We start from the raw sequence: 13,904 nt of genomic DNA on the forward strand, positions 1-13,904 counted from the left end.
GCTATTTAGGTATTAAGTCCTTCCATATATTAAGTTAAGGTAAATTTTCATGTTGCGCATAGCTAAAGAAGCTCTCACTTTTGATGACGTATTACTGGTTCCCGGTCATTCGACTGTCCTTCCACACGAAGCGAATTTAAAAACACGTTTAACCCGTAATATTGAGCTGAATATTCCAATGGTATCATCTGCCATGGACACAGTTACTGAAAGCCGACTCGCTATTGCTCTTGCCCAAGAAGGCGGTTTAGGTTTTATTCATAAAAACATGTCAATCGAAGCGCAAGCTAATGAAGTTCGTCGTGTAAAAAAATACGAATCAGGCGTGGTATCAGATCCGGTTACTGTGGCAAATAATGTGACAATTGGTCATGTAATGGCATTGGCTGACGAACATGGATTTTCTGGTTTCCCAGTTGTAGATAAAGATAACAACCTTGAAGGTATCGTAACTGGGCGTGATTTACGTTTTGAAACTAATCTTCAAAATCCAATTACTACGGTAATGACGCCTAAAGAAAAATTGATCACAGTTAAAGAAGGCGCGAGTCGCGAAATCGTTTTAGCTTTGATGCATGAAAACCGTATTGAGAAAATTCTTGTTGTTGACGATGAATTTAAGTTAACAGGCATGATTACCGTTAAAGATTTCCAAAAAGCTGATAGCAAACCAAACGCTTGTAAAGATTCATTAGGACGACTTCGTGTTGGTGCAGCAGTAGGCGTTGGTGCTGGAACTGATGAACGTATAGCCGCATTAGTTGAAGCGGGTGTTGACGTATTGTTAATCGATACTTCTCACGGACATTCACAAGGTGTTCTAGACCGGGTTGCGTTAACTCGTAAAACTTACCCAGATTTAGATATTGTTGGCGGAAACGTTGCAACAGCGGCTGGTGCATTGGCATTAGTTGAAGCAGGTGTTAATGCGGTTAAAGTTGGTATCGGCCCAGGTTCAATTTGTACAACTCGTATCGTGACGGGTTGTGGCGTTCCACAAATCACAGCAATTGCTGATGCAGTAGAAGCTGTATCTGGAAAAGACATTCCTGTTATTGCCGATGGCGGCATTCGTTTTTCTGGCGACATTGCTAAAGCCCTTGTTGCTGGCGCAAGCTGTGTAATGGTTGGTTCAATGTTAGCAGGTACGGAAGAAGCACCTGGTGAAGTTGAACTATATCAAGGTCGTTATTACAAATCGTACCGTGGTATGGGAAGTTTAGGCGCTATGAATCAAAGTCATGGTTCATCTGACCGTTATTTCCAAAAATCTGACAACAAAGAAAAATTGGTGCCAGAGGGAATTGAAGGTCGCGTTGCTTACAAAGGACCAATTGAAAACATCATTCACCAACAACTTGGTGGTATTCGAAGTGCAATGGGTCTTACGGGTTGCAGCACAATTGAAATTTTGAATACAAAACCTGAATTTGTGCGCGTAACGTCTGCCGGTATGGGTGAGTCTCACGTACATGATGTTCAAATTACAAAAGAAGCGCCTAACTATCGTTTAGGCTAGGCTTTAAAGCGTTAATTATTTTGGCAAGCCGAAGTTATCTTCGGCTTCCTTTTTTCAGTCAGTTTGAAAAAACAGACAATATCCACAATTATTTAAGAAGGCTAAAACATGTCAGTTAATCAAGACATTCACCAGCATCGAATTCTCATTTTAGATTTTGGTTCACAGTACACTCAACTTATCGCTCGACGCATTCGTGAAATTGGCGTTTATTGTGAGCTATGGGCTTGGGACGTTACTGAAGAACAGATCAAAGGTTTTAATCCCAACGGGATCATCTTAGCGGGCGGACCTGAATCAGTAACCGAGCATAATTCGCCACGTGCACCAGAATATGTATTTAATGCAGGGGTACCTGTATTAGGTATTTGCTACGGCATGCAAACTATGTCTGAACAACTTGGTGGTTCTGTCGAAGTTTCTGACGAACGTGAGTTTGGTTATGCGCAGGTTGAAGTTGTTAGTGAATCTGCACTTCTTAAAAATATTGAAGATGCGATTACATCAAATGGCAATGCATTGTTAGACGTTTGGATGAGTCATGGCGACAAAGTTAATGCAATTCCTGCCGACTTTACAACAGTTGCAAAAACAGAATCTTGCCCGTTTGCTGTAATGGCGAACGAAGAAAAACGTTTTTATGGTGTTCAATTCCACCCTGAAGTGACCCATACAAAACAGGGTCTTCGTTTGTTGGAAAACTTTGTTTGCACCATTTGTGAATGTGACAAGTTATGGACGTCGGCGACAATTATTGAAGACGCCATTGCAAAAATGAAAGAACAAGTTGGCGACGACGAAGTTGTTTTAGGTTTATCAGGTGGTGTCGATTCATCTGTTGTTGCCATGTTATTGCACCGCGCAATCGGTGACAAATTGACCTGTGTATTTGTTGATAATGGTTTACTTCGTTTAAATGAAGGTCAGCAAGTTATTGACATGTTTGGTGATCATTTTGGATTGAACATAATTCATGTTCAAGCTGAAGACCGTTTCTTGGAGCGTTTATCAAATGAAAATGATCCTGAGAAAAAACGTAAGATCATCGGTAATGTATTTGTCGAAATTTTTGACGAAGAAGCAGGCAAACTTAAAAATGCGAAATGGTTAGCCCAGGGCACTATTTACCCTGACGTGATCGAATCAGCAGCTTCTGCAACAGGTAAAGCACATGTTATTAAGTCTCACCACAATGTGGGCGGTTTACCAGAGGATATGGAGTTAGGTTTAGTTGAACCACTTCGCGAACTATTTAAAGATGAAGTACGTAAAATTGGTCTTGAACTTGGCTTACCTTACGACATGCTTTATCGTCATCCATTCCCTGGACCGGGCTTAGGTGTTCGTATTTTAGGCGAAGTGAAAAAAGAATATGCCGACTTATTACGTCGTGCTGACGCAATTTTCATTGAAGAGTTACACTCAGCTGATTTGTACAATAAAGTGAGTCAGGCGTTTACCGTGTTCTTGCCAGTTCGTTCAGTTGGTGTAATGGGAGATGGCCGTAAATACGATTGGGTTGTGAGCTTACGAGCTGTAGAAACTATCGACTTTATGACGGCACATTGGGCACATTTACCATATGACTTCCTTGGTAAGGTATCTAACCGCATCATTAACGAAATTGATGGTATTTCACGTGTTGTTTATGACATCAGTGGTAAGCCACCGGCAACGATTGAGTGGGAATAACGCTTTATCCGTTAGCTAAGTGAAACAAGAAAGCGCCTTTTAGGCGCTTTTTTGATCGTGGACGTTATACATTAAAGCTAAACATAGGTTTACGTTTTAGGCATTACGACTCATTTGAACAGAGGGCTCATTTGTCCGAGCTATAGTCCGAGCTATTAAGTTCTAAATCGATAAAAGCAATAATATAGCCGTATTGGCGGTCTGACAAATTTCCAGAGGCATGTTCACTCTTGGCATAATTATGGGTCCATTTTCGATCCCTTCCTGGGCTTGGAACCCTAATGTCGACATTAAGTAACTTTTGATTAAGCACTGTGTAGCCTTTCTCTTGAGCTTTTTGGGCACAATAGACAAGTACGTATTCCACGGCATATTTATCGACGCTAGGTAACCAGGTGTACTCGGTGTGGCAGGCTTCTTTTAACACACCGTTTTTATCTTTGTATTCAAGGTGACCACGAGTACATGCCGATAAAAGAGCACAAAAAAACACAACTAACATCAGTTTAGATTGAAGAGTAATTCCCATTGAATAGGTTAAAGTGAATCTATGTCGCGCTTTAGACCAGCGTTATCATCAGTCGCTATTTTCTCTAAAACTTCGACCCGTTCTTTTAACGCGGATACCTGAACTTTTAAGGTTTCTATTTCAAGTTTGTCTTGATTACCTAATTTACTTTCTTCTTTTAAATTATTCACCGAGTAAATTAACCAACCTGCAATAATTAGGAATATAAAAGTCATGTTTGACCCCTTGTTTTGTTTGCTCTAGCCTGTTTTTCTAAGCGAATCTATTTCTTTTTTCAAGTTGTAGCTGTCGTCCGTCACAATTTTTTCAAGGACTTCAATTCGTTCTTTTAACGCGGCCATTTGCTGCTGGGTTTCTGAATCTTGTTGATTGTTATTCTTACTAATTTGCAACTTAACGTGTTGCTCGTATGCGGCATATAGTAAACCACCAATAACCGAAACAAGTACAATAGTTAAAACTGAAATAGGCATTATTTTATTCCTTCAATAAAGTTGTGAATTTCTACGACAAGTTATATATCAATATATGTACCAAAAGATAACGCATTGAAAATAAACAATTAATATATTTAAAGTTGAATTAACTGTTGTGAATATCGCTGAATATTAGTCTAATTAGCTAACTTTTATTAGGTTGTTAGAAAATAAACATGTCCGATTCGGAACTTGATGTCAAATGGATGCAATACGCTATGGCGCTTGCTGAGAAAGCAGAAGCCCAAGGCGAGATACCTGTAGGTGCCGTAATTGTAAAAGAAGATGAAGTTTTAGGGGAGGGCTGGAATCAGCCGATTACCTTGCACGACTCAACTGCTCACGCTGAAATTGTAGCGATTAGAAATGCTGGAAAAAACATTGCAAACTACCGTTTAGTTGGTAGCACGATATATGTAACATTAGAACCTTGTCCTATGTGTGCCGGTGCTATTATTCACAGCCGGATAGCACGACTTGTTTATGGTGCGCAGGATTATAAAACAGGGGCCGTGGGCAGTGTAATGAATTTGTTGCAGCATGATAGTAATAACCACAAAGTCGACTTTACTTCTGGTCTACTTGAGCAGCAGTGCAGTCATCAAATATCCGCTTTTTTTAAAAAGCGGAGAGTAGAAATTAAAGCCGCGAAAGAAAATAAAACTTTGAAAGATGATGTCAACATTGACGATGACCAAATTGATTAAGCGGTGTTAGTTAAAGGCACAACGTAATTAGATTATTTCTTCTGGATCGGCGTTGGATTCGCCCATTCGAATCGTCGTTTGTTTAAGTCGTCGACTTAGCAAACGATTTGAAATTGTTTTTCTCGCTATGCGTCTACGTGTGTTGTTAAACATACGGCTTTTCAATTTTAATTTTATGTTTCTTCTTCGTCTAAACATATTTTGTCCTTTTAAAACGTCAGTAACAGATCATGCTAACTAGGATTAGTTTAGCGGGCTTCAGTTTCAATTTTAATCAGTGCTTGTTTCTGTTTCGGTGCTTACAGAGTGGACTTGGTCCATCAAGGTATCAATTTTAATTTGTTGTTCAGCTTTATCATCAATCCAAATTAAGGTGTCGTAATATCGGCGGATATTGGCAACATATTGCACCGCTTCATCACCTCGAGCAAAACCATAACGAGTTGTCTTGTAATGTCTTTTTTGTCGTAACAGTGGCAGGTATTTTTTAACATCAACCCACTTGTCAGGATCACCGCCCAATATTTTAGTTAGTTTTCGTCCATCTTGAACATGTCCCCAACCTAAGTTGTACGCAGCGAGCGCAAACCAAGGTCGGTCAAATTCAGATATTCTTGCTGGGATACGCTTCAATAATTGACTTAAATATTTGGCGCCGCCTTTAATATTTGATTCCGCATCTAGTCTACTTTTTACACCTAATTGCTTGGCCGTTGGTTGTGTAAGCATCATGATGCCTCGCACTCCCGTTGGGGATTTTGCTCTTGGATCCCAATGGGATTCTTGATAGCTTTGGGCTGCTAATAAACGCCAATCTAAATCTCCGGCATATTCCTTAAACCAGTGTTGGTAATCTGGAAGTACTTTGCCAACCGCATTCATGAATAAACGAGTATCGACATAATTAAAGTGCTCGACATGTCCAAAGTAACGTTCTTCTAACGCAATAAGTTCACCGGATTCGTGCATGTCGCCAAAAAAATCAATTAAGGTTGCAAATAATGAGTCGTCACGATTTTTGGGTAACAACCAAGTAAGAGGTTGTTCATTTGCCAATGTAAAGGCCACAGAAATATCTGGGTAATATCGTCTAACTAAGGCGAGGTTATGTGAATCGGCGACAGTAAACTCAATTTCGCCGTCCATTAACATTTCAAGTAATTCGTTTGAATCAACGTTATCGACAACTTGGATTTGAAAGTCGAGTTCTTCAGTTTGTTGTTTTCTTAGATTATCTAAATGACTCGACTGTGAAGAAACAACAATAGGTAAATCGACTTCAGAGAGATTTGTGGGCCGCTCTCTACCTTGTTTAAAAACAACTTTTTGGCTGACATGATAATAAGGCGGTGACGTTCTAAATTGTTCAAGTATTTCAGTTGTAGGGGAAAATCCGCCGACAAGAAGGTCGACTTGACCAGTTTCAAGCTTTGGCAGTAACTCTGCTATATGGTAGCTAGGAATGAGGTTAACCTCGACTCCTAAATAATCGGCAAAAGAATGAACTAAATCATGTTCAAACCCAGCAGTACCGTCGGCGTCTACATAGTAACTTGTGGGATTAAATAAAATACCGACATTAATAACCTGCTTTTTGTCTATTTCAATAATCTTGGGGGCAGGCGGTTTTGGCTCACAAGCAGTGATAAAAAAACAAACAATAAAAAGCAACAGACCACTTGGGACCTGTTTTGTTTGTGTTGTGAGTTGAGACAGTATTTTTTTCATCACTGGCTTTATATCAAATGATCCTCATTTAGTCATCAAACAACTGGCATAGAGGGATTAAAAAGTCATTGGCTGGAGGTAATTAGTTGAAGAGTCTACAAATCCTAGTAATTGGTTGCATTTTAAGTTTAATTTTTTGTGGGTGTCTAGGTTAAGTTTGACCGGACGTTTACGTTAAACCTTCATGTAAATCGACTTTATTTTGTTATCTGATATCAGTGTCTTAGATGGAATTATTTTTTGGTAATGCGCTAGATAGAAAAAGTTGCAGGAAAACGACGTCGCAATCTATATATTGGGGCTATTTGAGTATATAATGCGCGCCTAATTTTTTTCCTTTCAAAATGAATGGTGAATTGGCATATGTTAATCCTTCGTGGTGCACCAGCTTTATCCGAATTTCGTGTTAAAAAATATTTAGCCGCATTTGCTGCTAAAGATCTAAACGTTACTGACATTTATGCGGAATATACGCATTTTGCGGATGTCACAGCAGAATTGTCTGATGATGAGTTAAGTAAACTTAATTCACTTGTAGAATACGGTCCGTCAATTGCGCAACATCAACCTGAAGGTGAGTTGTTCTTAATTACACCTCGTCCAGGAACAATTTCTCCTTGGTCAACTAAAGCAACAAACATTGCTAATAACTGCGGGCTAGACAAAGTAAAACGTGTCGAACGTGGAATTGCGTTTTATGTTGTTGGTGATCTTAACGAAACACAAAAATCTGATTTAGTCGCTGAATTACACGACCGAATGACAGAAGTTGTGTTTAGCGAATTAAACCAAGCATCACAATTGTTCGTAGCCGAACAACCAAAACCATTCACGTCAGTTGACGTAATTGCAGGCGGACGCGAAGCGCTTTCAAATGCTAACTTAACAATGGGTTTGGCATTAGCCGACGACGAAATTGACTACTTAGTTGAAAACTTCATTCAACTTGGTCGCAACCCAAACGACATCGAATTATATATGTTTGCTCAGGCAAACTCTGAGCATTGTCGTCATAAGATTTTTAACGCCGATTGGACAATCGACGGCGTTGCACAGCCAAAATCATTATTCAAAATGATTAAAAATACGTTTGAGCATAATAGCGAATTTGTAACCTCTGCTTATAAAGATAATGCTGCGGTAATGCACGGTTCTGTTGCGGGACGTTTTTTTGCTGAGCCAACGACAGGTTCTTACAAGTTTTATAATGAAAATATCGACATTCTAATGAAAGTCGAAACTCATAATCACCCAACTGCTATTTCGCCTTTCCCTGGTGCTGCGACGGGTTCGGGTGGTGAAATTCGTGATGAAGGTGCTACTGGTCGTGGTTCAAAACCTAAAGCTGGTCTTAACGGATTTACCGTTTCAAACTTACGTATCCCAGGTTTTGAACAACCTTGGGAAATTAACTACGGCAAGCCGTCTCGTATCGTTGAAGCTCTCGACATTATGGTAGAAGGACCATTAGGTGGTGCGGCATTTAATAACGAATTTGGTCGCCCGAATATTTTGGGGTATTTCCGTACATACGAAGACAAAGTAAATAGCTTTAATGGCGAAGAAGTTCGTGGTTACCACAAGCCTATTATGCTTGCTGGCGGATTAGGTAACATTCGTCGTGAACATACCGAAAAAGGCATTATCCCGGTTGGCGCTAAATTAATTGCGCTGGGTGGACCTGCGATGAATATCGGTCTTGGCGGTGGTGCCGCATCTTCAATGGCGTCTGGTCAGTCAAATGAAGATTTAGACTTTGCATCAGTACAACGTGAAAATCCAGAAATGGAACGTCGTTGTCAGGAAGTTATCGACAAATGTTGGCAGCTTGGTGACGAAAATCCGATTGCCTTTATCCACGATGTAGGTGCTGGTGGTTTATCAAACGCATTCCCAGAGCTTGTTAACGATGGCGAACGTGGTGGCGTATTTGAACTTCGCGACGTACCTAATGACGAACCTGGAATGTCGCCACTGGAAATTTGGTGTAACGAATCTCAAGAACGTTATGTCTTAGCAGTCGCTCCTGAAAATTTAGAAGTTTTTGAAAATATTTGTCAACGTGAGCGCGCGCAATATGCTGTTGTTGGTGTTGCAACAGAAGAACGTCATCTAACATTAAATGACGAACATTTTGACAACAAACCGATTGATATGCCATTGGACATCTTATTGGGTAAAGCTCCTAAGATGCATCGAGATGTAGCGGCTAAACACGTTGCTGGTAGCGAATTTGACATTTCAAAAATTGAAATCGCTGACGCGGCGGAACGTCTACTGCGTTTACCGGCGATTGCTGAAAAAACGTTCCTTGTGACGATAGGTGACCGTTCGGTAACTGGTATGGTTTCTCGTGACCAAATGGTTGGCCCGTGGCAGGTCCCAGTTGCTGACTGTGCCGTTACTACAGCATCACTAGACAGTTATTTCGGTGAAGCGATGTCTCTAGGCGAACGTACCCCAATCGCATTGCTAAATTACGGCGCCTCTGCTCGCATGGCCGTCGCAGAGTCTATTACCAATATAGCCGCGACAGATATCGGTAATTTAAACCGGATTAAAATGTCGGCGAACTGGATGGCAGCAGCCGGACACCCGGGTGAAGACGCTGGTTTATACGAAGCAGTTAAAGCCGTTGGTGAAGAATTATGTCCCGCATTAGATATCACTATTCCTGTGGGTAAAGATTCAATGTCGATGAAAACAAAATGGCAGGAAGAAGATGGGACTGATAAATCAGTTACCTCGCCACTGTCGTTGTTGATCACCGCATTCGCCCGTGTTGAAGATGTTCGTAATACGGTGACTCCAGAACTACGCACTGATAAAGGCGAAACGTCACTCATATTGGTTGATCTTGGTAGCAAGCAAAACCGTATGGGGGCAAGTTGTCTGGCTCAAGTTTACAACAAACTCGGCACTGAAGCGCCAGATGTTGATAGTCCTGAGCTGTTAAAAGGTTTCTTTAATTCAATCCAGAGCTTGGTTAAATCTGAGCAATTGATGGCATATCACGACCGTTCAGACGGTGGTTTGTTTACATCTGTTGCTGAAATGGCATTTGCTGGTAAAGCCGGTGCGGTTGTTAATTTAGATGGACTCGGAGAAGACGCGACGTCAATTCTTTATTCTGAAGAATTAGGTGCAGTTATCCAGGTCAGTAAAGCGGATGAATCTAACGTATTGTCAGTGTTTGCTGCCAATGGATTAGCGGCTAATGCGCACGTTATTGGTTCAGTAAATAGTGAAGACAAGTTGTCGTTTAGCTTTAATGGCGAAGTTGTTCTTGAAAATACCCGCACGCATTATCGTACAGTGTGGGCAGAAACTACATTCCACATGCAGTCTATGCGTGACAACCCAGAATGTGCAAAACAAGAACATGACGCTAAATTTGATGCAAACGACAAAGGTCTAAATGTTGAATTGTCATTCGACATAAATGAAGACGTTGCAGCTCCGTTTATAGCTAAAGGTGATAAACCACGTGTTGCTATCTTACGTGAGCAAGGGGTTAACTCACACGTAGAAATGGCAGCTGCCTTTACTCGTGCTGGTTTCGACGCAATAGACGTTCACATGAGCGACTTACAAGAAGGCCGCTTGTCACTAGAGTCATTTAAAGGTTTAGTGGCATGTGGTGGGTTCTCATACGGAGACGTATTAGGTGCTGGTGAAGGTTGGGCAAAATCAATATTGTTCAACGACAAACTAAGTGAAATGTTCAAGACCTTCTTCCACCGCGAAGACACCTTTAGTTTAGGTGTCTGTAATGGTTGTCAGATGATGTCTAACTTACGTTCACTTATCCCAGGTGCTGATCACTGGCCTCGTTTTGTGACAAACAAGTCTGAGCGCTTTGAAGCTCGTTTTAGTTTGGTCGAAATCCAAGAGTCTAACTCTGTATTTTTCCAAGGTATGACAGGTTCACGTATGCCAATCGCGGTATCACACGGTGAAGGGCGTGCAGAATTTACAGCCGATAGTGCTGTTCAAGCAGCACTTGCATCAAATACGGTTGCCATGCGTTATGTTGATAATAATGGTGAGTTCACTGAAACCTACCCGGCTAACCCAAATGGGTCGCCAGAAGGGATTACGTCTCTAACGACGACAGACGGACGTACCACGATTATGATGCCGCATCCTGAGCGTGTATTCCGTGCCGTTACAAATTCTTGGCATCCAGACGAGTGGCTTGAAGATAGCCCTTGGATGCGTATGTTCCGTAACGCACGCAAGTGGGTCGGTTAAATTTCGATTACAGATAAGTCGAATCAATCTCATAAAGCCAGTTATTTATTAACTGGCTTTTTTTATTCTTGCCAGAAGCAAAAGCTATGTTTTACCAGTTAAAGCGGAAAATAAATAATCAAAGAGTTTTATTTTTGAGACAAAGGAAAGCGTAAAATTGACCGCCTTTTAACTGTCTTACTTTTGTACTTTATTGGTGTAGCCCTTATTTTAAATGATATTTTTACAGTCTGTAGGTGCTTACCATAAAAAAATAAAGTTTTTACTTTAAAAATAGGTTCAGCTTGATAAAGTGTATTTGCGAAAAAAGGAAGGTTAGGGATCTGCCGTTTTTGTACAAAAATAAATTTGATGTTTTATTAATGCCCAATTTGTTGTTGTAAAAGCCAGCTCAGCCAAGGAATGAGCAAAATAATAATTCTAATAAGGTTCGAGCAAAGAACCGGGTTCTACAATTACTACATTAAACATATTTCCCTCTTTCAGGAGTAGGCATGAAAAAGACTAAAAATACACTATTTAAACATAGCGTAGTTTTTGCGGCGCTCAGCACCGCAATATATCAGCCACATAGTGTGGCAGCAGAAGAAGAAAGCGCCAATGAAGGCATCGAAGTAATTCAAGTAACCGCTACGCGTCGTGCAGCCTCCGTTCAAGATATTCCTGTAAATATTACCGCATTAGATGGCGATATTATGGCAGACCAAAATATTGGCGAATTAACTGATGTTGCGCGTTGGGTTCCGGGTTTGACGATACAAGACCAAGGTAACCGTAGTCGTTCTCCAATTATTGTACGTGGCTTGAACACCGACTCATCAGGTCCCGGTGCTGACGGTGGCACAGTTGCGGTTTATGTCGGTGAAAGCCCGTTAACGGTTGACCTAAAAATTCTCGATGTACAGCGTGTTGAAGTATTAATTGGTCCACAAGGCACATTATACGGTGCAGGCTCACTTGGTGGGGCAATTCGATATATTCCGAACAAGCCCGTATTAGATGAAACCTCTGGTCGTGTTTATGGTGGTGTTAATTCAGTTAATAAAGGTGGCACAGGTCATGAAGTTGGCTTTATTGTTAACATGCCACTTATTAGTGATGAATTAGGTTTTAGAGCCGCATTTCAGCAACAAAAAAATGCCGGTTACATTGACTACAATTATCTCGTTAAAGAAAGCGGAATTTCATTACCAGATCCAGATTGGTCAGATGCCAGTCAAGTAAGCGCGAATATTAAACAGTCTGCTGATGCGAACTACGACGATACGTCAACGGCTAAGTTTATGTTACGTTGGATGCCAACCGATAAGGTCGATGCAGTATTATCGTATACCTATCAGCAACAGGAAGTCGGTGGGCGCTCTATTGTTCATCATAATGCACTTGCCCCAGATCATGCGTTGACAGATATTGTAGGTAAATATGAATCTGCATATCGTGTTGAAGAACCAATGGATAAAACCACAGATTTATTGGCGTTAGAAATAACGGCCGATCTTGGATTTGCTGAGTTAACATCAGCAACGAGTTTATCTTCATTTGAATCCCTCGGACAACGTGATCAAACTGATTTGTTGATACGTCTTGCTTATTCTTATGAAGAATTCCCAGCATTCAGCTCGTATACACGTGAAGATGCAGAGAATGAGTCGTTTGTTCAGGAAGTTCGTTTAGTTTCAACGGGTGAATCAGACCTTTCGTGGATTGTTGGTGGGTATTACAGCAAATTTGATTCTTTTAACACCAGTGAAGAGTTTACACCAGGTTTTGACGAATATGCGATAAATGAGTGGGGCGTTGACGGTAATCTTCGACCTGATTCGTTAGAGTATTATTCTGTTGGGGATGTTGAATTAGTGGAATCCGCCATTTTTGGTGAATTAAGTTACCAAGTCACGGACGCATTAACCACTACTTTTGGTTTTAGACATTATCAATATGAAATAAACAGCATGTCATCTTATGACTTACCGCTATATAACTCGGTATTTGGTGGCGCAGCGAGCGACGCAATTGACCTTGATGGCAATCGTGAGTTTCAAGATGCAAAAAATGACGGTACGTTGTTTAAAGTCAATGTGAGTTATCAAGTCAATTCAGACTTGTTGACATACGCTACTATAAGCGAAGGATTCCGTATTGGTGGTTCAAATGGGGTTGCAGCTTGTACTCCTGAAGACATCGCAAACCCTGGACAAGTGTTGTGTGCATTACCACATGAAGTAGATTTTCGACCAGATACAACCGTAAACTATGAAATTGGGATGAAGTCGACCTTGTTTAACAATCGTTTACATCTGAATGGTGCTGCTTTTTATATTAAGTGGGAAGATGCCCAAATCGGTGGTGCTACACAAAATGGTCAAATTCCAATAATTGCCAATGCCTCTGGTGGTGCAGAAAGTTCAGGTCTTGAATTATCCGCACGGGCAATGTTGTCTAACGAGCTGTCGTTGTTTGGTAGTTATTCGTTAGCCAAAGCAAAATTAGCGGGAGATGCTCCTTATTTGTTTGGTGTTGTTGATGACCCAGCCCGTCAAGCATGGAAGGACGGTGAAAAAGGCGATCGACTGCCTGGCGCACCTGAACATCAGTTTGCGTTAGGAGCGAAGTATTCAACCGAAATTTTGGATGACAAAATGTTGGATGTTAACTTTGGTTATACTTACCAGAGTGAATTGATTACACGCGTCGGCTTAAAAAATGATGGCCAAACAATTGATGGTTATGGTCTAGCAAATCTTTCTGCATCGTTATCCGATGAAGCTTGGTCAGTTACCTTGTACATCAATAATTTGTTGGATGAATATGCGGTAACTTCTGTTCGTCGTTCTCAAGCGGATATCGGTAGTGCAAAGTTTGATGCGGATATTGCGAACCGTACAGATTTACAACGTAACTTCGGTTATTTTGTCAGCACACCTCGAACAGTTGGTGTTAAATTCGATTATAAATTTGAAAGCTTCTAATCAAGTACTAATCTAAATCGATATGTTAAA

General features: G+C 40.9%; 10 protein-coding genes. 5 read left to right on the top strand and 5 right to left on the bottom strand.

The annotated features are described in order from the left end of the window. Window positions 1–49 precede the first annotated feature (49 nt). Both guaB and guaA read left to right on the top strand, forming a co-directional pair. The gene (gene guaB / locus KO525_RS09315) at window positions 50–1,519 is read left to right on the top strand and encodes an IMP dehydrogenase (RefSeq protein WP_215963531.1); all 1,470 of its coding nucleotides are present in this window, start codon (window positions 50–52) and stop codon (window positions 1,517–1,519) included. Between the two features lie 108 nt (window positions 1,520–1,627). Then, window positions 1,628–3,211, top strand: a complete 1,584-nt coding sequence (gene guaA, locus KO525_RS09320) for a glutamine-hydrolyzing GMP synthase (protein ID WP_215963532.1) — start codon at window positions 1,628–1,630, stop codon at window positions 3,209–3,211. A gap of 127 nt (window positions 3,212–3,338) precedes the next feature. Here guaA and KO525_RS09325 read toward each other — a convergent pair whose 3' ends face one another. The 3 genes from KO525_RS09325 to KO525_RS09335 are packed head-to-tail and all read right to left on the bottom strand — an operon-like array spanning window position 3,339 to window position 4,213. Next, window positions 3,339–3,704 (bottom strand): hypothetical protein, encoded by a 366-nt coding sequence (locus KO525_RS09325; RefSeq protein ID WP_215963533.1) that lies wholly within the window; start codon window positions 3,702–3,704, stop codon window positions 3,339–3,341. Between the two features lie 44 nt (window positions 3,705–3,748). Next, the gene (locus tag KO525_RS09330) at window positions 3,749–3,955 is read right to left on the bottom strand and encodes a hypothetical protein (RefSeq protein ID WP_215963534.1); all 207 of its coding nucleotides are present in this window, start codon (window positions 3,953–3,955) and stop codon (window positions 3,749–3,751) included. 24 nt (window positions 3,956–3,979) lie between these two features. Next, window positions 3,980–4,213: a hypothetical protein gene (locus tag KO525_RS09335; protein WP_215963535.1), complete on the bottom strand. Its 234-nt coding sequence runs from the start codon at window positions 4,211–4,213 to the stop codon at window positions 3,980–3,982. Between the two features lie 179 nt (window positions 4,214–4,392). Here KO525_RS09335 and tadA point away from each other — a divergent pair, with 179 nt between their 5' ends. Beyond that, window positions 4,393–4,923: a tRNA adenosine(34) deaminase TadA gene (gene tadA, locus KO525_RS09340; protein WP_215963536.1), complete on the top strand. Its 531-nt coding sequence runs from the start codon at window positions 4,393–4,395 to the stop codon at window positions 4,921–4,923. A 27-nt stretch (window positions 4,924–4,950) separates the two neighbouring features. Here tadA and KO525_RS19800 read toward each other — a convergent pair whose 3' ends face one another. Further along, window positions 4,951–5,076 carry a hypothetical protein gene (locus tag KO525_RS19800; RefSeq protein ID WP_256448310.1) on the bottom strand — a complete coding sequence of 42 codons (126 nt, stop codon included), beginning with the start codon at window positions 5,074–5,076 and terminating at the stop codon, window positions 4,951–4,953. 117 nt (window positions 5,077–5,193) lie between these two features. Beyond that, a complete protein-coding gene (mltF, locus tag KO525_RS09345) occupies window positions 5,194–6,651 on the bottom strand; it encodes a membrane-bound lytic murein transglycosylase MltF (protein WP_215963537.1) in 1,458 nt (485 codons plus the stop codon). Between the two features lie 363 nt (window positions 6,652–7,014). On the opposite strand from mltF, the gene purL reads away from it, so the two are divergent. Beyond that, window positions 7,015–10,905 (top strand): phosphoribosylformylglycinamidine synthase, encoded by a 3,891-nt coding sequence (purL, locus tag KO525_RS09350; RefSeq protein ID WP_215963538.1) that lies wholly within the window; start codon window positions 7,015–7,017, stop codon window positions 10,903–10,905. A 494-nt stretch (window positions 10,906–11,399) separates the two neighbouring features. Further along, window positions 11,400–13,874: a TonB-dependent receptor gene (locus KO525_RS09355; RefSeq protein WP_215963539.1), complete on the top strand. Its 2,475-nt coding sequence runs from the start codon at window positions 11,400–11,402 to the stop codon at window positions 13,872–13,874. The last annotated feature ends 30 nt before the right edge of the window (window positions 13,875–13,904 follow it).

It is taken from the genome of Psychrosphaera sp. B3R10 (assembly GCF_018861025.1).
GTDB classification, from domain to species: Bacteria; Pseudomonadota; Gammaproteobacteria; order Enterobacterales; family Alteromonadaceae; genus Psychrosphaera; species Psychrosphaera algicola.

Bases quoted from the DNA above. Each gene is read 5' to 3' on its own strand.
- KO525_RS09335 (WP_215963535.1), bottom strand. From the start codon at position 4,213: ATGCCTATTTCAGTTTTAACTATTGTACTTGTTTCGGTTATTGGTGGT.
- mltF (WP_215963537.1), bottom strand. From the start codon at position 6,651: ATGAAAAAAATACTGTCTCAACTCACAACACAAACAAAACAGGTCCCA.
- tadA (WP_215963536.1), top strand. From the start codon at position 4,393: ATGTCCGATTCGGAACTTGATGTCAAATGGATGCAATACGCTATGGCG.
- KO525_RS19800 (WP_256448310.1), bottom strand. From the start codon at position 5,076: ATGTTTAACAACACACGTAGACGCATAGCGAGAAAAACAATTTCAAAT.
- purL (WP_215963538.1), top strand. From the start codon at position 7,015: ATGTTAATCCTTCGTGGTGCACCAGCTTTATCCGAATTTCGTGTTAAA.
- KO525_RS09330 (WP_215963534.1), bottom strand. From the start codon at position 3,955: ATGACTTTTATATTCCTAATTATTGCAGGTTGGTTAATTTACTCGGTG.
- KO525_RS09355 (WP_215963539.1), top strand. From the start codon at position 11,400: ATGAAAAAGACTAAAAATACACTATTTAAACATAGCGTAGTTTTTGCG.
- guaB (WP_215963531.1), top strand. From the start codon at position 50: ATGTTGCGCATAGCTAAAGAAGCTCTCACTTTTGATGACGTATTACTG.
- guaA (WP_215963532.1), top strand. From the start codon at position 1,628: ATGTCAGTTAATCAAGACATTCACCAGCATCGAATTCTCATTTTAGAT.